The sequence below is a fragment of the Burkholderia cenocepacia genome (assembly GCF_900446215.1).
GTDB lineage: Bacteria > Pseudomonadota > Gammaproteobacteria > Burkholderiales > Burkholderiaceae > Burkholderia > Burkholderia cenocepacia.
Map to the genome: position 1 here is coordinate 40,582 of NZ_UAQZ01000016.1, position 18,374 is coordinate 58,955.

Annotated in this window: 12 protein-coding genes, 2 tRNA genes and 1 rRNA gene; 11 read left to right on the plus strand and 4 right to left on the minus strand. The window is 66.9% G+C overall.

Annotated features, from left to right (window positions below; genetic code table 11):
- Positions 1–47: 47 nt before the first annotated feature.
- From DTA15_RS32255 to DTA15_RS32265, 3 genes are all read right to left on the minus strand, one after another.
- The gene (locus tag DTA15_RS32255; protein WP_006483693.1) at positions 48–560 is read right to left on the minus strand and encodes a DUF2165 family protein; all 513 of its coding nucleotides are present in this window, start codon (positions 558–560) and stop codon (positions 48–50) included.
- Between the two features lie 280 nt (positions 561–840).
- Complete coding sequence (locus DTA15_RS32260; RefSeq protein WP_006483692.1) at positions 841–2,196, minus strand: uracil-xanthine permease family protein; 1,356 nt, start codon at positions 2,194–2,196, stop codon at positions 841–843.
- Between the two features lie 58 nt (positions 2,197–2,254).
- Positions 2,255–3,379, minus strand: a complete 1,125-nt coding sequence (locus DTA15_RS32265; protein WP_012493820.1) for an aryl-sulfate sulfotransferase — start codon at positions 3,377–3,379, stop codon at positions 2,255–2,257.
- A gap of 102 nt (positions 3,380–3,481) precedes the next feature.
- Between DTA15_RS32265 and DTA15_RS32270 the strand changes: the two genes are divergently transcribed.
- The 8 genes from DTA15_RS32270 (at position 3,482) to DTA15_RS32305 (ending at position 15,064) form a co-directional block, all read left to right on the plus strand.
- Entirely contained in the window at positions 3,482–4,438 is a 957-nt protein-coding gene (locus tag DTA15_RS32270; RefSeq protein ID WP_006483694.1) for a LysR family transcriptional regulator, read from the plus strand.
- A 231-nt stretch (positions 4,439–4,669) separates the two neighbouring features.
- Entirely contained in the window at positions 4,670–6,655 is a 1,986-nt protein-coding gene (locus DTA15_RS32275; RefSeq protein ID WP_006483690.1) for a gamma-glutamyltransferase family protein, read from the plus strand.
- 441 nt (positions 6,656–7,096) lie between these two features.
- Positions 7,097–7,639: a hypothetical protein gene (locus DTA15_RS32280; protein WP_006497816.1), complete on the plus strand. Its 543-nt coding sequence runs from the start codon at positions 7,097–7,099 to the stop codon at positions 7,637–7,639.
- 252 nt (positions 7,640–7,891) lie between these two features.
- Positions 7,892–8,662, plus strand: coding sequence for a hypothetical protein (locus DTA15_RS32285; protein WP_006487941.1), 771 nt, complete (start codon positions 7,892–7,894; stop codon positions 8,660–8,662).
- A 349-nt stretch (positions 8,663–9,011) separates the two neighbouring features.
- Complete coding sequence (locus tag DTA15_RS32290; RefSeq protein ID WP_006487938.1) at positions 9,012–10,262, plus strand: metallophosphoesterase family protein; 1,251 nt, start codon at positions 9,012–9,014, stop codon at positions 10,260–10,262.
- 3 nt (positions 10,263–10,265) lie between these two features.
- Positions 10,266–13,736 (plus strand): ATP-binding protein, encoded by a 3,471-nt coding sequence (locus DTA15_RS32295; RefSeq protein ID WP_012493819.1) that lies wholly within the window; start codon positions 10,266–10,268, stop codon positions 13,734–13,736.
- A 118-nt stretch (positions 13,737–13,854) separates the two neighbouring features.
- On the plus strand, positions 13,855–14,379 hold the full coding sequence (locus tag DTA15_RS32300) for an HD domain-containing protein (protein WP_006489846.1): 525 nt from the start codon (positions 13,855–13,857) through the stop codon (positions 14,377–14,379).
- 7 nt (positions 14,380–14,386) lie between these two features.
- A complete protein-coding gene (locus DTA15_RS32305; RefSeq protein WP_006489840.1) occupies positions 14,387–15,064 on the plus strand; it encodes a DUF429 domain-containing protein in 678 nt (225 codons plus the stop codon).
- A gap of 152 nt (positions 15,065–15,216) precedes the next feature.
- Here DTA15_RS32305 and DTA15_RS32310 read toward each other — a convergent pair whose 3' ends face one another.
- A complete protein-coding gene (locus tag DTA15_RS32310; protein WP_006493901.1) occupies positions 15,217–15,654 on the minus strand; it encodes a hypothetical protein in 438 nt (145 codons plus the stop codon).
- Positions 15,655–16,296: 642 nt separating this feature from the next.
- Here DTA15_RS32310 and DTA15_RS32320 point away from each other — a divergent pair.
- The 3 genes from DTA15_RS32320 (at position 16,297) to DTA15_RS32330 (ending at position 18,135) form a co-directional block, all read left to right on the plus strand.
- Positions 16,297–17,829: ribosomal RNA gene (locus tag DTA15_RS32320) — 16S ribosomal RNA — on the plus strand.
- A gap of 63 nt (positions 17,830–17,892) precedes the next feature.
- Positions 17,893–17,969 (plus strand) — tRNA-Ile (locus DTA15_RS32325).
- A gap of 90 nt (positions 17,970–18,059) precedes the next feature.
- Positions 18,060–18,135, plus strand: a tRNA-Ala gene (locus tag DTA15_RS32330).
- The last annotated feature ends 239 nt before the right edge of the window (positions 18,136–18,374 follow it).

Consider the following 18,374-nt stretch of genomic DNA (forward strand, 5'->3'; position numbering starts at 1 on the left):
CAATCGTCCCGATGTCCGGTCGGCCGGCACGCGACGCAACGGGCGCGTCAGTGCGCGTGACGCGTGTCGTCGATGCCGTCGTTGTTCATCGTCAGGTAGACGAGCACGAGCAGCAGCGTGATGAAGAACCGGAACGCGTCCGGCACGCCGTTCCATTGCTTCGACATCCACATCCCGAACCATTCGCCGCCGACCGACATGAACGCGACCTGCCACGTGAGGAAGCCGAGCGTCAGGCCGGCGATCGCATGGCCCTTGGCCGCGCGGAATTCCGCATCGCCGGCGCGTCGCGCGCGCAGCAGCCGTGCGCCGCCGATCCAGCACAGCACGGCCGTGAGCGTTTCCATCGAAATGATGCCGATATAGCCGGCGTGATGGACCCACGGCGTGTCGATCGCGCGATACATGATCCCGTTGCCCGGGAAGGTGGTATCCATCAGGAAGACGTGGTGCACGAACGCGAAATTCGTCGCGTAGTCGGTGATGTTACCGAATGCGACGAGCGACGCGAAAAAGGCCATGGCCAGCACCATGGCTGCCTTGGAAAGACGAATGATCATCATGGACTCCGAAGTGAACGGGCAGGCACGAGCGTGACCGCGCGGCTATGTGCTGGCGTTCAGGGGCGGTACCTGCGTTAAGCGTGTCCGGCGAAGCCGGTCGAAGAGCGTGCGCGTGCACGGCGGCGCGGAGATCGGGACTGGAAAACCTGAAGCCGGTGCGGCGTCGAGGAGACGCACGCGCCGGCTGGATCGAGTGCCCGCGCCAGGAGGGAGCGGCGATTGTCGGTCGATCCGCGGGCGTCGTCAAGCGGCGCGCCGCGCGTGCGTGCCGCTGCCGTTATGCGTCGTGCGAAGGCGCCGCAGCCGCACCCGCGTGTGCCTGCCCGTTCAGCCGCGCGAGCGCGGCGAACGCCAGTTGCGTCGCGATCGCCGCGAGCGTGCCGGCCGCCATGCCGTTGCCGAGCACGATCTGCACGGGTGCGCCGAAATGGCGATACAGGTTCGGCACGAGGATCGGTGCGAGGCCGACCACCAGTGCGGCGGCGAGCGTGTACTGGTTTGCGCGCGCGTGCAGGTCGACGCTCGCGAGCAGCCGGATGCCCATCACGCCGATCATCGCGAATACGACCAGCGCGGTGCCGCCGACCACGGCGGCCGGAATCGCATACGCGAGCCGCGCGAGCGGCGCGAACAGCGCGATGACGATCAGCATCGCGCCGGCGGCGGCCGTCACGTAGCGCGAGCGCACGCCGGTCGTCTGCACGACGCCGATGTTCTCGGCGCTGGTCACGATCAGCGGCGTGCCGAACAGCGCGCCGGCCAGCGACGCGAGCGCATCGCCGCGTATCGTCTTCGGCACGTCGCGCCGGAGCGCAATCGGCTTGCCGCACGTTTCGCCGACGGCGACCGTCTGCGCGGTGGCCTCGGCCATCGAGATCGCGGTGAAAATCAGCAGCGGCAGCGCGGCCAGCACGTCGAAACGCGGCATGCCGAACGGCAGCCACACCGGATGCGTGAAGAGCGGCCCGTGCCACACGTCGGCGAGCGCGGGCATCGCGCCGAGCGCCCAGCCGAGCGTCGCGCCGGCCATCAGCCCGATCAGCACCGCGAGGCGCCCGGCCGTGCCGCGGAACGCGCCCGCGACGACGACGGTGGCGACGATCGTCGCGAGCGCGAGACCGAGCGCGCGCGGCTGCGCGAAATCGGCCGAACCGGGCTGCCCGACGACGATCGTCGCGTAGATCCGGATCAGGTTGATCGACACGAGCAGCAGCATCGCGCCGACGACGATGCGCGGAAAGAGCCGCAGGCAGCGCGTGAAGACGGGCAACAGCACCCAGTAGAACGCGCTGGCGAGCAGCGCCGCGCCGGCCGCGGTCGGCAGGCCGGATTGCGCGGCGATGCCCGCGAACAGCATCGTCGGTGCGCCGCCGGGCACCATCACGAACGGCATGCGCGCGCCGATCGGGCCGGCGCCGAGCGATTGCAGCAGCGTGCCGATGCCGCACGCGAAGAACGTCGCGCCGATCAGCTGGACCGTCAGGTCGGCCGGCAGCGCGAGCACTTTCGCGATCAGGAAGACGGCCGTGATCGGCGATGCGGCCATCGACAGCACGTGCTGCAGCCCGAACAGCGCGAGCTGCCACGCGGGCAGCCGGGCATCGACGGGCGGGGAAATCGGATCGTGCGACACGGCAGGCCCCTCGAAAACGAACGGCGACGATCGCCGGAAACCGGCGGTGAACGAAGGCTCAGGTCCGTAGCCAGGGCAACTGCGCGGCGCTGTAGCGGAACGTCTGGAACACGCTGTTCAACTGGCCGGGGCCGGTCTTGCGCGCCGCTTCGTCCGGGTATTCGGCGAACCACGGGATCACGTATTCCCAGACGACCTCGCCGGCCGGCGTCACTTCGAACAGCCGGCCCGTGGACGATTCGGTGACGTGCGTGTTGCCGTTCGGCAAGCGCTGCGCGTTGCCCATGAACGGCGTGTAGAACAGGTTCACGACGTCGTCCGCATACGACCACACGACGCGCCGCGTCGCCGGATCGATTTCCACGACGCGCGAGAACACGACGTGCGCACCGTGACGGAAATTGCCGTTGTCGAACGCGAGGATGTTGCCGTTCGGAAGCGGCACCGGCGCATGCTGGTGCGATACGACGTCGGGACCGATGTGCAGGTCGACGCGGCCGGTTGCGCGGTTCACGCCGATGATCCCCGACGTCGTGCGCAGGCTCATCAGCACGCGGCCGTCCGCATCGACCGCGAGACCGTTGACGAGCGGCCAGTGATAGCGGCCGAAGCCTGCCGCGATCGGAAAGTCCTCCGGCCGCAGATGGTCGCGTGCGTGCCATTCCCAGACGATCTGGCCGGCGCGGTTCACTTCCCGGATCACGTCCGCAAACATCACCTCGTCGTCGCCGTGCGCGGTGCCGCCCGGCACGCGCCGCGCGAAGGCCGCGTCGACTGGTTCGCACGCCGCATACAGCAGGTTGCCGTTCCGCAGCCACTGCGCGTCGTGGTGATGCGCGGGGTCCTCGTAGCGCCACACCGTTTCGCCTTGCGGCGTGACCTCGTAGAAGTCGCCGCCGTGCCACATCGACCACGGTGCGTAGCGCGATTCGGAGTGCGGATGATTGCCGTTGTAGCCGAGGTTGCCGTTCGGGAGGATGACCGCATGGCGGCCGGGGCGCACGGGCATCTTCCACTGGTGGACGACCTCGCCGTCGATGCCGACGAGATAGACGTTGCCGTCGGCGGTCTGCGGCGCGATGAGCGTATAGCCGCCTGCGGACAGCGCGGGATCGTGGGCGATGAGGCCGACGCCGCGGCGGCGCTGGGTGATCTGGTCGACGGTCGTCACTGCGGTCTCCATTCGAATCGGATACGGGGATGCAGCGGAATCTAGACGATTCGTCCGGTCAGTAAAATCGGATTATTCTTGACGGCCTGTTCGGAAAAATCTAACGGACTCCACATGCGTTCGATATCGCAGACATTCCGCTGTTTCGACGAAGTCGCGCGGCGCGGCTCGCTTCGCAAGGCAGCCGATGCGCTGCACCTGACCGCCGCGGCGGTACACCAGCAGATCCGCAATCTCGAGGAGCAGGTCGGCGTGCCGCTGTTCGACCGGCTGCCGCGCGGCATGCAGCTGACGCTCGCCGGCGAGATCGTGATCGCGGCCGTGCGGCGCGGCCAGCGCGATTTCGACAACGCGCTGACGCAGGTCGAGGACCTGCGCGCGTTGCGGCGCGGCCACGTGAATCTCGCGGTGCCCGCGTCGACCGCGGAAAAGCTCGTGCCCGACGCGATCCTTGCCGCGATGCAGCGTTACCCGGGCGTCACGTACAGCGTGCGCTCCGGAAACGGCGAGAGCATCGTGCGCTGGGTCGAGACGGGCGAGGTCGACATCGGTTATGCGCTGCGCCGGCGTACCGCGCCGGGCGTCGTCGAGGTGCGCGCGTTTGCGCAGCCGCTGGGTGTCGTCACGGCGCCCGGTCATCCACTGGCGTCGACGGGTGGCAAGGTGCGGATGCGCGACTGCTTCGCGCATCCGCTGATCCTGATGACGCCCGACACGGAGCTGCGCGCGATGTTCGACCAGATCGATGCGCGGCAGCCGCGCAACGTACGGCCGCTGGTCGAAACCGGGTCGGTGTCGATGGTGCGGCGTCTCGCGGCCGAAGGCGCCGGCGTCGGCTTCCTGATCGCGGAAAACGTCGCGGACGACGTGGCCGCCGGCCGGCTCGCCTGGACGCCGCTGGCCGATGCGGGCGCGCGCTCGTTCAGTTGCATCTACCAGCGGGCGGACATGAGCGCGACCGTCGCGATGACGATGTTTCTCGAGTTCTTTTCCGAGGCGATCGACGCGATGGAGCACGGCTTCGCGCGCGGCGGCCCGTCGAGCGGCACGCGTCGCCGGGCGAAAAGATAGCGACGTCACGCGGCGAGCCGCATCGGCGTATCGAAACGCGATGCAGTGCAACAGGTCAACCCGCATGCCGGTTCGGTGACGTTGCGCACACAACGTCCGGTTGCACTACGCCATTTCCTTATTGCGGAAAAAATTTTGTTCATGGGACCATCGAACGCGTTGCCCGTGCACCGAGGGGGTTGCAGGCAACAGGATGTCCATCGCAACGATCGACGAGAACATCGGCAGACAATGAACAGAACAGCGATTTTTCCGTATGCGTCCGCGTTGCTCGCGGCCGCCCTGTTGACCGCCTGCGGCGGCGACGTCGAGAACGAGGCGGGCCGCACGACCGCACCTTCCACCGATGCGAGCTGCCTCGCGGTCGACAACAGCGGCGCGACGGTCGTGGTGGGCTCGAACCAGCCGGGCGACCCGTCGCTGCCGGAAGCGTCGTCGGGCTATCGCACCGGGATGAAGCCCGTCCATTCGAAAACGTACCTGGTCGCCACGTCGAACGCGTACGCGAGCGCGGCCGGTTGCGCGGTGCTGAAGAAGGGCGGCACGGCCGCCGACGCGGCGGTCGCCGTGCAGGCCGTGCTCGGCCTGACGGTGCCCGAGGCGACGGGCCTCGGTTCGGGCGGCGTATTGCTCTACTACGATGCGCGCGGCAAGACGCTGCAGGCGTACGACGGCCGCGAAACCGCGCCGGCCGCCGCGACCGAGAACTACCTGCGCTACGTCGACGACGCCACCGATCATTCGGCGCCGCTGCCGAACGCGCGCGCGAGCGGCCGCTCGATCGGCACGATCGGCGTGCCGCGGCTCATCGAGGCGCTGCAACAGGATCATGGCCGCCTGCCGTGGCAGAGCCTGTTCGGCGACGCGATCACGCTCGCGACCAACGGTTTCCCGATCGGCGGCCGGCTGGCCGACGCGATCGCGGCGAACGCCGCGAACCTGAAGCGCGATCCCGAAGCCGCCGCGTATTTCCTGAACGCCGACGGGTCGCCGAAGACGCTCGGCACCGTACTGAAGAACCCCGCGTATGCGCGCACGCTGTCGCTGATGGCGCAGTCGGGCGCGAATGCGCTGTACACGGGGCAGATCGCGCAGGACATCGTCGCGAAGATCGCGGTGACGAAGGGCGCGGACGGCTCGACGCTCACGCCGGGCAAGACGACCGTCGCGGATCTCGCCGCCTATCAGGCGAAGCGCCGCGACCCGGTGTGCACGACCTATCGCAGCTACTGGGTGTGCGGGATGCCGCCGCCGTCGTCGGGCGGCATCGCGGTCGCGTCGGCGCTCGGCATTCTCGAGAACTTCGACCTGAAGTCGCTGAAGCCGACGGCGATCGATCTCGAAGGCGGCAAGCCGACCGTCGCGGGCGTCCACCTCGTCACCGAGGCCGAACGGCTCGCCTATGCGGACCGCGACAAGTACGTGGCCGATACCGACTTCGTGCCGCTGCCGGGCGGCACGTGGGACACGCTGCTGAACAAGCCGTACCTGAAATCGCGTGCGGCGCTGATCGACACGACCAAGAGCATGGGCACCGCGCAGCCCGGCAAGCTCGGTGCGGTGCCGCTCGGCGTCGACACGACGCTGATCGAGCACGGCACGAACCAGTTCACGATCGTGGACGGCGACGGCAACGTGCTGAGCGCGACGACGACGGTCGAGTCGAGCATGGGCTCGTTCCACATGACCAACGGCTTCCTGCTGAACAACCAGTTGACCGATTTCTCCGCGAACCCGCTCGACACGTCCGGCAATCCGGTGGCCAACCGTCTGCAGCCGGGCAAGCGGCCGCGCAGCTCGATGGCGCCGACGATCGTGTTCGGGCAGGCCGCGGACGGCTCGCGCGGCGACTTCGTGATGGCGACCGGTTCGCCGGGCGGCGGCACGATTCCGCAATACGTGGTCAAGACGCTGGTCGGCGCGCTCGACTGGGGGCTCGATGCGCAGCAGTCGGCGGGCCTCGTCGACTTCGGCGCGAGCAACAGCCCGACGACCACGGTCGGCGGCGAACATCCGAACGTCAACGCGGCGAACAACGGCGCGAACGATCCGCTGATCACGGGGCTGCTCGCGCTCGGGCACAAGGTGTCGACGTCCGCGCAGGCGAGCGGCGTCAACACGGTGATGCGCGTGACGGTCGGCCAGTCGCCGGCGTTGCAGGGCGGCACCGATCCGCGTCGCGAAGGCGTCGTGCTCGGCGATACGTTCCGGCCGTAACCGCGTGGGATGCGCACGGCCCCGGTCCGCTTGTCGGCGGCCGGGGCCGTGCATCATGACAAGGCCGCATCGACGACCGGGCGCCACCCGTCCTTCGGGATGCAGATAAAAGCGGCCGGCTCGTCAGCCGGCCGTTGCATGGATCGGCTTTCCCGATACCTGGCGATCGGGCAGGTCGTTGCCGTGACGCAGCCGGTCGTCCCGGTTCGCGGTTCACACCCGCCAGTCGTCAAATACGGCGTTCACCCGCCGCAAGCTCCCGATTGTCAAACAGTGTGAGTCAATCGTCAGCATTTGCAACGGAAGTAACAGTCCCCGCAATTCAATCGTTTTGCGCGTCGGCGCCGCTACATTAGCTCCACCTGCCGCATGTCGCGGCGAGGCATGCGACAAGCCGCACGAAGGCGGCCCGCAGCAACAACGTCTTTGGGGAGAATGACCATGAACAAGATTCGTACGATTCTGCTGGGTGCCGCTCTGACGGCGATGGCGACTTCGGCTGCATTTGCACAGACCGCCCAGACCGGCGCCCAGGGTTCCGCAGGTGTCGGCGCCCAGGTCCAGACGCCGCTGCTCGGCGGCGGCGTGGGCGTGCAGGCGGGCGCCGGCGCGAATGCGGCAGGCTCGGGTTCGGGCGCGGGCAACGTCGTCGGCGGCGCGCTGAACGGTGTCGGCAAGACGGTCGGCGGCGTGGGCTCGGCAGCCGGCACGGCAGTGGGCGGCGCGACGCAGGCGGTCGGTTCGGCGGCGGGCGCGACGAAGGATGCGGCGGCATCGGCTGTGCATGCGACGAAGTCGCACGTGAAGCACGTCGCAGGTTCGACGAAGAGCCATGCGCAAGGCGCGGTGTCGACCGCGGGCGATGTCGCGGGCGGCGCGAAGGCGAAGGCCGGCGAGGCGCTCGAAGGCGCGACGAACGCGGTGCAGGGCGGCGCGTCGGTCGGCGTGAAGGGTTCGGCGTCGGCGCAAGGCGGCGCGCTGTAATAAACAGCACGCATCCCGCCACGGCCCGGTCCGCTTCGATGCGGGCCGGGCCGTTTTTTTATCGGCGCGCGGCCCCTGCCCATTGCCGTCGCGCCATGCTTAAATAGCAGGGCTCCCGACAGCCGGTCGCCGCGATGGTCGTACCGGCCGGCATGGGCCAGCATGTCCGATCGACACCGTGACGACAGACGATACAAAAACACCGTTCCGGCGAGCCCGGCGCGGTCCGATAACATTCCGAGGCATCACGTCATGACCCTCCTGTTCCGCCTTCTCGCGCTCGCCTGCGCGCTCTGGCTGGCTGCCTGCGCGGCGCCGCCCCCGCCGTCCGCCAGTACCGCCGCGCCCAGCGCCGCGCCGGACGCCAGCGAACGCCGCGGGCTCGGTACCGCGTGGGGCGAGTCGGTGCGATCCGAAACCCGGCAGGTCGAATTCGAACGCGCGGATCCGGCGAAGCCGACGGACCTCGCGTCGGTCTACTACAACGACGTGCTGCCCGGCCATCTTCCCCCGTCGCAGGTGCGCCGGCTGCCGACCCGCATCGCGCTCGCGAACGGCGACATCGCGCTGTCGTTTACCGACGAGAAGGGGGCGCCGCTGCGTCTCGCGCGCAGCAACGGCCGCTGGCACATGGCCGGCGTCGAAGGCTCGCGCTACATGATCGTGTTGCGTAACCAGGGGCGCCGCGCGTTCGAGGTCGTGTCGACGGTCGATGGACTCGACGTGCGGTCGGGGCGGCCGGGCAGCTATACGAACGGCGGCTACGTGCTGTATCCGGGCCGCACGCTGACGATCGAGGGTTTCCGCAAGAGCCGCGACGAAGTCGCCGCGTTCCGCTTCGCGGCCGTGCCCGACAGCTATGTCGCGAATTCAAGGTACGGCGATGCCGCGAACGTCGGCGTGATCGGTGTGGCGCTGTTCGCACAGAAGGAGAGCGACGAGGATGCGCTTCGCCGCAACGCGAATCCATTCCCCGGCAACGACAACGGCTATGCGCCGCCGCCCGTTCCGCGCGGCGAGTGAGCGCAGGTAGCCGGGCGCGTGCGTCGCGACGCACGCGGGGCGATCCCGCGTGTGTTCCTGCTCCCCGTTCGACGCTTTCCCGGCGTCGTTTCGCTGTCACGCGATCGTGCTGCGGCACAATGGCGGTTCGCATCGGTATCGCGTGCTTCCCCGCCGTCCGGACCGACGGAGAACGCATGTCGTTACCCGCTTTCAGGTACCATCGCGACCCGCTTGCAACGGGCAGCGCGATCCGGCTCGGCGCGTGTCGCATGTGCGGCGGCAGGCCTGGCGGCTACCAGGGTGACGCCTGACGGCACGGGCCCGTGCGAGCGGCGTCGCCCCTTCGCCATGAAACAGAGGAACCTTCGTGAAGTTCATCCACGCGGCAGACATTCACCTTGACAGCCCGTTGCACGGCCTGAGCGCGTACCCCGACGCGCCGGCCGCGCAGTTGCGCAACGCGTCGCGCGAGGCGCTGCGGCAACTCGTGGATCGGGCGATCGAGGAGGAAGTCGCGTTCCTCGTGATCGCGGGCGACCTGTACGACGGCGACTGGAAGGATCACAACACGGGCATCTTCTTCGGCCAGCAGATGGGCCGCCTGCGCAAGGCCGGGATCCGTGCGTTCGTCCTCGGCGGCAACCACGATGCCGAAAGCGAGATGACGAAGAAGCTGACGCTGCCCGACAACGTCACGGTGTTCGGCCATCGCAAGCCGGAAACCTTCAGGCTGCCGGAATTCGACGTCGCGCTGCACGGGCAGAGCTTCAAGGACAAGGCTGTCGTCGACAATCTCGCGGTCGGCTATCCGGACCCGGTGCCCGGGTACTACAACATCGGCGTGCTGCACACGGCGCTCGAAGGGTATGCGGCGCACGCGAACTACGCGCCGTGCACGCTGGCCGAACTGCACGCGAAAGGCTACGACTACTGGGCGCTCGGCCACGTGCACGAATTCCAGCAATGGACGGGCCCGTCCACCGTCGTGTTTCCCGGCAACCTGCAAGGGCGCCATATCCGCGAAACCGGCCGGCGCGGCGCGGTGCTCGTGACGGTCGAGCAAGGCAACACGCAGGTCGAGCGACTGTATCTCGACGTGCTGCGCTGGGAAGCCGTGTCGGTCGATGCGTCCGATTGCCTGTCGGTGGCCGATCTGTCGCGAAAGATCGGCCAGTCGCTGGAGGCGCTGTTGACCGTCGACGGCCACGTGCCGCGCGCGGTGCGCGTCACCGTCACCGGGCGCACGCCCGCGCATGGCCTCTTTTTCGGCCGCGCGCCGCAGTTGCGTGCGGAAGTGCTGAACCAGATCGGCATCATCGGCAACGAGCGGCTGTGGCTGGAGAAGGTCCGGCTCGCGACGTCCGCTGCCGATCGGCAGCCGGGCGAAAGCGAACCGCTCGAGGCGCTGGAGGACCTGAAGCAGATCCTGGCCGACGCCGCGCATGATCCGGATTTCCTCGCGCTGCTCGAACGCGACCTGAAGCCGTTCGTCGGCAAGGTCCGCAGCGACGTGAAGGAGGAGGTGCCGTTGCTGACGATGGTGCGCGCGGGCGAGCTGACCGCGCTGGTCGAGCAGGTCGGGCCCGCGTTGCTCGCGCGGCTCGCGAGGGGGGAGTAAGCGATGCGCATCCGCCAGCTCGATCTGATCAAGTACGGCAAGTTCACCGACGAGACGCTGCGTTTTCCGTCGGCCAGCGAGGATTTTCACGTGATCGTCGGGCCGAACGAGGCGGGCAAGTCGACGATCCGCACGGCCGTGTCCGAGTTGCTGTTCGGGATGAAGCTGCAGACGCCGCTCGATTTCCTGCACAGCACACCCGAGTTGCGAATCGGCGGCGTGCTGGAGAGCGGCGCCGGTGAACTCGCGTTCCACCGGGCGCGTGGCCGCAGTTCGTTGCGCACGCCCGCCGACGACAAGCTGCCCGACGACTATCTGGCCGCGATCCTCGACGGTGCGACGCGCGAATTCTTCGAGCAGATGTTCGGGCTCGATCACGGGCGGCTGGTCGATGGCGGCCGCAGCATTCTCGACGCATCGGACAAGCTCGGCCAGGTGCTGTTCGAATCGGCGGCCGGCGTCGGCAGCCTCGGGCCGGTGCGCGAGGAACTCGACGCGCGCGCGCTCGAATTGTGGGCGCCGCGTCGCAGCGGCAGCGCGTTTGCGCTGGCCGAAACGGCGTTCAACGAAGCCGTCGCCGAACTGAAGACGGTCCAGGTGCGCACGCGCGACTGGGTCGATCGCAAGGACGCGCGCGAAGCGGTCGAGCAGCAGATCGAGCAGGTGCGCGCGGAACAGCGCCGGCTCGAAGCGCTGCGCTCGAAGCTCGAACGCGTGCGGCGGCTCGCGCCGTACTTGAAGGAACTGACGGTCAAGGACGCGGCGCTGGCGGAACTCGGCGCGGTCGTCGAGTTGCCGCCGACCGCGTATGCGGATCTGCTGAAGGCGCAAGGCGATCTCGCGGCCGAGCAGAAGGTGCTCGAGGAACGGCGCGCCGACCTGCTCGCGAAGCGGCAGGCGCGCGATGCGATCGCCGCGGACGCCGACACGCTGGCGCTCGAAGCGGATATCGAGGCGCTCGACCGGCTGCGCGGCGCATGCATGAATCACGCGCAGGATCTGCTGCTGCTCGGCGCGGACGTCGAGCGGCACCTGTCCGCCGCGCTGTCGGCGGCCGCGCAACTCGGCTGGCCGACGGACGAAGCGTCGCTGCGCGCCGCGTTGCCGACGGCGCTGTCGCTGCAGACCGTCGCGAACCTGCTGCGCGAGCATGGCGCGTTGCGCCAGGCGCTCGCCGGCGCGCGCGAATCGCTCGACGAACGCACGCGCGAGCTGGCGCAGGTCCGCGAACAACAGGCGCGCCTGTCGACCGTCGACGTGCCGCAAGCATTGCGCGCGGCGCTGGCCGATGCACAGGGTTTTCGCAACAGCGGCCCGCGCGAGCAGGCGCTGGCGCATGACATCGCGGCTGCCGAACGCACGCTGACCGGCGCGCTCGATGCGCTCGGCCCATGGCGGATGCCGGTCGACGCGCTGCGCGCGCTCGACGTGCCGTCGGCCCCGCGGCTCGGCGCGTTGCTCAAGGAAGACAGCGAACGCGCCAGCGCGGCCGCTGCCGCGCGCGACGCGCGGGATGGCGCGCTCGAGGAACTCGAACGGCTTGTGCTGCAGGAGAAGCATTTCGCGGAGAACCACAAGGTCGTCACGACCGCCGACGTGCTGGCGGCGCGTGCGCGGCGCGACGGCGCGTGGGGCGAGATCCGCAGCGGGGCCGTCGATCTCGCAACGGGCGCACCGGCGGTCGACGCCGCGATTCGCCTCGCCGACGAACTCGTCGATGCGCAGCTCGGCGCGACCCAGGCCGCGGCGACGCTGCAATCGCTGCGTCAGCAGGTCGAATCCGCCCGTGCAGGCGTGACGCGCCGGCAAGCCGCGCTGGACGAACGCGAGCGCGAGCTCGCCGCACATCGCGACGCCTGGGCCGCGCTCGCGACGACGGCCGCGGTGCCCGGCATGCCGCTGGCGGCGATGGGCGACTGGCTCGCGAAGCGCGACGCGGTGTTCGCCGCGCAGGCCGAGCTCGATCGTCAGCGTCGCGAATTCGACGCGATGCGTGCTGCCCGTGCCAGCGCGGAAGCCGCGCTGCGCGCGGCGCTGCTGCCGGTATCGCGGGGCGGCGAGGCGGACGGATTGGCCGCGCTCGTCGCCGTCGCCGAGACGTTCGTGCAGTCGGCCGAGAAAGCGGCCGCGCAGAAGGACAGCCTCGACGATCGTGCGCGGGAAGCCGAACGCGGCTGCGCGACCGCGCAGTTGCGGGCCGATCATGCGCAAACGGCTTACGACGCGTGGCAAGCGCAATGGCGCGACGCGCTGGCCGACGCGAAACTGTCCGCGAGCGCGACGACGCTGGCCGCGGCGGAAGGCGCGCTCGGGCTCGCGAATACGGTGACGGCCGAACTGGCCGATGCCGACGCGCCGCGCAACCGGATCGCCGCGATCCGCGCGAAGTTGAACGCGCTCGAGGCCGGCGCGCGGCGGCTTGCCGAAGCGCTCGCGCCGGAATGGCTGGCGAGCGGCGACTGGCCGGACGTCGCGCGGCGGCTGACGATGCGCCTCGCGGCCGCCCGGGAAATCGCGCGTGCGATCGATCGTGCCGACGAGGCCGTGCGGCAGGCCGACGGCAAGGTCGCGGACGCGGCGGCCGCGGTGGCCGGCGCCGACGCGCGCATCCAGCCGCTGCTGCAACGGGCCGGCGTCGCGTCGATCGATGCGGCGCTGCCGCTGGCCGAGCGTTCGGATCGCCAGCGCCAGCTTCGTCAGGCGGTCGATGCCGCGCACGAGGCGCTGGTGCGCGACGGCGACGGGCTGTCCCGGTCCGCCGTCGAGGCCGAGGTGGCGGAACAGGACATTGCCGACGTGCCGGCGCATCTGGAAGCGGTGAAGCAGTCGCTGGACGATGTCGGCAAACGGCTGAACGCGTTGTCGCAGCAGCAGGTCGTGGCCGATCAGGCGTTCGGCGCGATCGACGGCCAGGCGAACGCGGCGGTCGCCGAGTCGAAGCGGCAGGAGGCGCTCGCGGCAATGGGCGACGCGGCCGAACAGTATCTGGAAGCGGCCACGGCGAGCCGCTTGCTGAAGTGGGCGACGGATCGCTACCGTGACCAGAAGCAGGGGCCGATGCTGCGGCGCGCGGGCGAGATCTTCGCCGGGCTCACGCTGGGCGAATTCGCGAAGCTGACCGTCGATACCGAACGGACGCCGCCCGCGCTGTATGCACGGCGTACGAAGGGGACGTCGGTCGAGGTCGCCGGGTTGAGCGAAGGGACGCGCGATCAGCTGTTCCTCGCGCTGCGGATCGCGGCGCTCGAGTTGCAGCTCGGCAGCCGCACGGCGCTGCCGTTCGTCGCCGACGACCTGTTCATCAATTTCGACGACGCGCGTGCGAAGGCGGGGCTCGATGCGCTGCGCGATCTGTCGACGCGTACCCAGGTGCTGTTCCTGACGCACCACGACCACCTGCTGCCGCTCGTGAGGGACGTATTCGGCGCGCGGGTCAACGTGGTCGAGTTGCAGCGCGCGCCGGTCGGCGCGTGATGCGGGCACGCCGGGAAGCCGGCGCACGGGAAGGGTCATCGCGTACAGGTAGTATGAGCGGTTCCGAAATGCACGCGGCCGGTTCAACGGCCGCGGTCTGGCCACACGAGGGGTGAATATGAAGAAGCTGGTAGCCGCGATTGCGTTCGCGGCGGACAAGCATCGCAATCAACGGCGCAAGGACGAAGAAGCGTCGCCGTACATCAATCATCCGATCGCGCTCGCCGACGTACTGGCCAACGAGGCCGGCGTCGAGGACGAGCGCGTGATCGTCGCGGCGGTGTTGCACGACACGGTCGAGGATACGGAGACGACCGAGCAGGAGTTGCTGCGGCTGTTCGGCAAGGATGTGGCGGACATCGTGATGGAAGTCACCGACGACAAGTCGCTGCCGAAGGAGGAGCGCAAGCGTCTGCAGGTCGAGCACGCGGCCACCATCAGCCGGCGCGCGAAGCTGGTGAAGCTGGCCGACAAGATCTGCAACCTGCGCGACATCGCCCGGCATCCGCCCGCGGACTGGCCGCTCGAACGCAAGCAGGCGTACTTCGACTGGGCGAAGTCGGTCGTCGACCCGATGCGCGGCGTCCATCCCGGTCTCGAGGCGATCTTCGACACCGCGTACGCGGCACGGCCGGCGGACTGACGCACGCATGCGATCGGCCCGATCCGCCGCACCACGACCGGCTGCAGTCGCGGGTGTCGACGTCGGCGGCGACAGGAAGCTGTGCGATCTCGTGATCCTGCGTGGCTCGACGGTCGTCTGTCGGGAAGCGCGAATCGCGCCCGAGTCGTTGCCCGCACTGTGTCTCGCCCATGACGTCGTGGCCGTCGGCGTCGACGCGCCGAGCCTGTGGTGGACAGGGAGCGGCCGCCGCGCGGCCGAGCAGGCGCTCGCGCGCGAACGGATCTCGTGCTTCCCGACGCCGTCGCGCGAGCAGGCCATTGCGAGCACGTCGGGCTTCTTCGACTGGATGTTCATGGGAGAGCGCGTCTACCGCGCGCTTTCGGACGCCTATCCGTTGCTGACGGATGCGCGCTACGCGGGCGGCCGTGCGAGCTTCGAAACCTATCCTTATGCGATTACCTGCGCGATGCTGGGCAAGGCCGTGGCGTCGGCGAAGCAGAAGCGCAATCAGCGGCAGCAATTGCTGGAGCGGCTGGGAATCGACGTATCGACGCTGCGCACCGTCGATGCGCGAGACGCCACCTTGTGCGCGTTGACGGCGCAGTACGTGATCGACGGGAACGCGCATGCGTATGGCGATGCGGCGGGCGGGTACATCCGCGTGCCGGTGATGAGCGAGACGATCGTGCTCGATTCGCCGTAGCGGCGACGTGCGGCTCCGCGCGGGATGGCGGTCGGAGGGCGAACGCTTCGTGCGGGAAGAATGCCGCAGGCCCGGCGATGCAGCGGGCGGCTAGCGGCTGTCGGCGGGCACGACGTGAGGCCGGTGCACCGCGCGATGCCGGGCGAGCCTGTTCAATCCTCGAGGATGGATGTCGGCACGCTGGACAGGTCGCATGCTTGGGCATGCGCGAAGTAGCTGTCCGCATCGTCGATCATCACGACCGCGACATCGATCAACTCGTCCAGCCGTTGCAGCAGCGATTCCCGCCACTCGATGTCTTCGTCGCGCTCGGGCGTCTTGTCCAGCTGCTCGATGATCGAGTCGGCGGTCTGCAGGAATGGAATCGCCTGCTGATAGTTTTCGATCGAGACCAGCGCCGCGTTGCGCGCACCCACGAGTCGCTCGCGATGCGTATCCGCGAGTTCGGATTCGCCGCTGATGCGCGGCAGCATGTCCGAGATGCGTTGCAGAAGCGGCGGGACCTCTTGTTCCAGCAGGATCGCGCGCTCGCGCAGTGCCGCATATTCGTCGCGAAGGTCGGTGTCGCCGGGTTGAGTCGTGCTGTCCATCGTCAATATGAGTGCGTGGTTCGGTCGCGGCATGATACTCGACCGCGCCGGGTTCCTTGGCCGTTCCGCGCCCCCTCATATAGGGGGAAAGAGACGTGTTCGTCATATCTTTGGACGGCGGCGCGCGTTGCGCTTCCCGGCCCGTCGAGCCTAAAGCCTCCGTGCGCGTGAGCGCACGGAGGCTTTTTCAAACTTTCTTCACAAACCGCTTGCATGGATGGGGGCAGGTGCTTAGAATCACGCCTCTTTCGCGCCAACGGAAACGCGGCGCGGGAGGAAGGGAGGCAGTGCCGTTGGGTTCGGAGGTAGCGAGCCTCGGCGGTACGGAAGTTGAGCCCCGCAGTCGCAACGAAGTCGTTCAGAAAGTTGTTGACGAGCTGCGAAACACGGTTCATAATCTCACTTCTCTGCTGCTGAAAACGCAGCGCTGCTGAGGGGTTCAAGATCCCTCGCAGACATGCTCTTTAAAAATTAACAGCCGATAAGTGTGGGCGCTTGATGGCAGCGAGCTGATCCTCGGATCAGATAGCAAAAGTATCAAGAGTCTCACACTAAAGTAAGTCAGGTTTATGAAGTGATTCATATTCCTGTCAGCTTTGAGTGAGCGACCGGTTCGAAAGAACCGAAAACAGTAACAGGTTTGAACTGAAGAGTTTGATCCTGGCTCAGATTGAACGCTGGCGGCATGCCTTACACATGCAAGTCGAACGGCAGCACGGGTGCTTGCACCTGGTGGCGAGTGGCGAACGGGTGAGTAATACATCGGAACATGTCCTGTAGTGGGGGATAGCCCGGCGAAAGCCGGATTAATACCGCATACGATCCACGGATGAAAGCGGGGGACCTTCGGGCCTCGCGCTATAGGGTTGGCCGATGGCTGATTAGCTAGTTGGTGGGGTAAAGGCCTACCAAGGCGACGATCAGTAGCTGGTCTGAGAGGACGACCAGCCACACTGGGACTGAGACACGGCCCAGACTCCTACGGGAGGCAGCAGTGGGGAATTTTGGACAATGGGCGAAAGCCTGATCCAGCAATGCCGCGTGTGTGAAGAAGGCCTTCGGGTTGTAAAGCACTTTTGTCCGGAAAGAAATCCTTGGCTCTAATACAGTCGGGGGATGACGGTACCGGAAGAATAAGCACCGGCTAACTACGTGCCAGCAGCCGCGGTAATACGTAGGGTGCAAGCGTTAATCGGAATTACTGGGCGTAAAGCGTGCGCAGGCGGTTTGCTAAGACCGATGTGAAATCCCCGGGCTCAACCTGGGAACTGCATTGGTGACTGGCAGGCTAGAGTATGGCAGAGGGGGGTAGAATTCCACGTGTAGCAGTGAAATGCGTAGAGATGTGGAGGAATACCGATGGCGAAGGCAGCCCCCTGGGCCAATACTGACGCTCATGCACGAAAGCGTGGGGAGCAAACAGGATTAGATACCCTGGTAGTCCACGCCCTAAACGATGTCAACTAGTTGTTGGGGATTCATTTCCTTAGTAACGTAGCTAACGCGTGAAGTTGACCGCCTGGGGAGTACGGTCGCAAGATTAAAACTCAAAGGAATTGACGGGGACCCGCACAAGCGGTGGATGATGTGGATTAATTCGATGCAACGCGAAAAACCTTACCTACCCTTGACATGGTCGGAATCCTGCTGAGAGGCGGGAGTGCTCGAAAGAGAACCGGCGCACAGGTGCTGCATGGCTGTCGTCAGCTCGTGTCGTGAGATGTTGGGTTAAGTCCCGCAACGAGCGCAACCCTTGTCCTTAGTTGCTACGCAAGAGCACTCTAAGGAGACTGCCGGTGACAAACCGGAGGAAGGTGGGGATGACGTCAAGTCCTCATGGCCCTTATGGGTAGGGCTTCACACGTCATACAATGGTCGGAACAGAGGGTTGCCAACCCGCGAGGGGGAGCTAATCCCAGAAAACCGATCGTAGTCCGGATTGCACTCTGCAACTCGAGTGCATGAAGCTGGAATCGCTAGTAATCGCGGATCAGCATGCCGCGGTGAATACGTTCCCGGGTCTTGTACACACCGCCCGTCACACCATGGGAGTGGGTTTTACCAGAAGTGGCTAGTCTAACCGCAAGGAGGACGGTCACCACGGTAGGATTCATGACTGGGGTGAAGTCGTAACAAGGTAGCCGTATCGGAAGGTGCGGCTGGATCACCTCCTTTCCAGAGCTATCTCGCGAAGTTGAGCGCTCACGCTTATCGGCTGTAAATTAAAGACAGACTCAGGGGTCTGTAGCTCAGTCGGTTAGAGCACCGTCTTGATAAGGCGGGGGTCGTTGGTTCGAATCCAACCAGACCCACCATTGTCTGACGTGTCGGTGATCGTTAGCGCTTTAGCGCTTACGAGCAGCCCATGCCGGCAGGCTGTAGGTACCTGAGGCAAATCTGTACATGGGGGCATAGCTCAGCTGGGAGAGCACCTGCTTTGCAAGCAGGGGGTCGTCGGTTCGATCCCGTCTGCCTCCACCAATCACCAACGCTAAGGGCTTGGTTCAGACACTGAACCGAGAATTTTGCATTGGCGATTGAGCCAGTCAGAGGATATCAACAGATATCGGCTGTCGTTCTTTAACAATCTGGAAGAAGTAAGTAATTTGGATAGCGGAAGCGTCTTGAGATGGACGTGGAAACTATCCGGGTTGTGATTGTATCGATGTATCTCAAGATGATTCGAACTCTATGTTTGACTCAATTGGAATACGGCACAA

Excerpts from the sequence above, each read along its gene's own strand:
- DTA15_RS32275 (WP_006483690.1), top strand. The coding sequence starts at position 4,670 with ATGAACAGAACAGCGATTTTTCCGTATGCGTCCGCGTTGCTCGCGGCC.
- DTA15_RS32265 (WP_012493820.1), bottom strand. The coding sequence starts at position 3,379 with ATGGAGACCGCAGTGACGACCGTCGACCAGATCACCCAGCGCCGCCGC.
- DTA15_RS32280 (WP_006497816.1), top strand. The coding sequence starts at position 7,097 with ATGAACAAGATTCGTACGATTCTGCTGGGTGCCGCTCTGACGGCGATG.
- DTA15_RS32305 (WP_006489840.1), top strand. The coding sequence starts at position 14,387 with ATGCGATCGGCCCGATCCGCCGCACCACGACCGGCTGCAGTCGCGGGT.
- DTA15_RS32285 (WP_006487941.1), top strand. The coding sequence starts at position 7,892 with ATGACCCTCCTGTTCCGCCTTCTCGCGCTCGCCTGCGCGCTCTGGCTG.
- DTA15_RS32300 (WP_006489846.1), top strand. The coding sequence starts at position 13,855 with ATGAAGAAGCTGGTAGCCGCGATTGCGTTCGCGGCGGACAAGCATCGC.
- DTA15_RS32295 (WP_012493819.1), top strand. The coding sequence starts at position 10,266 with ATGCGCATCCGCCAGCTCGATCTGATCAAGTACGGCAAGTTCACCGAC.
- DTA15_RS32270 (WP_006483694.1), top strand. The coding sequence starts at position 3,482 with ATGCGTTCGATATCGCAGACATTCCGCTGTTTCGACGAAGTCGCGCGG.
- DTA15_RS32255 (WP_006483693.1), bottom strand. The coding sequence starts at position 560 with ATGATCATTCGTCTTTCCAAGGCAGCCATGGTGCTGGCCATGGCCTTT.
- DTA15_RS32310 (WP_006493901.1), bottom strand. The coding sequence starts at position 15,654 with ATGGACAGCACGACTCAACCCGGCGACACCGACCTTCGCGACGAATAT.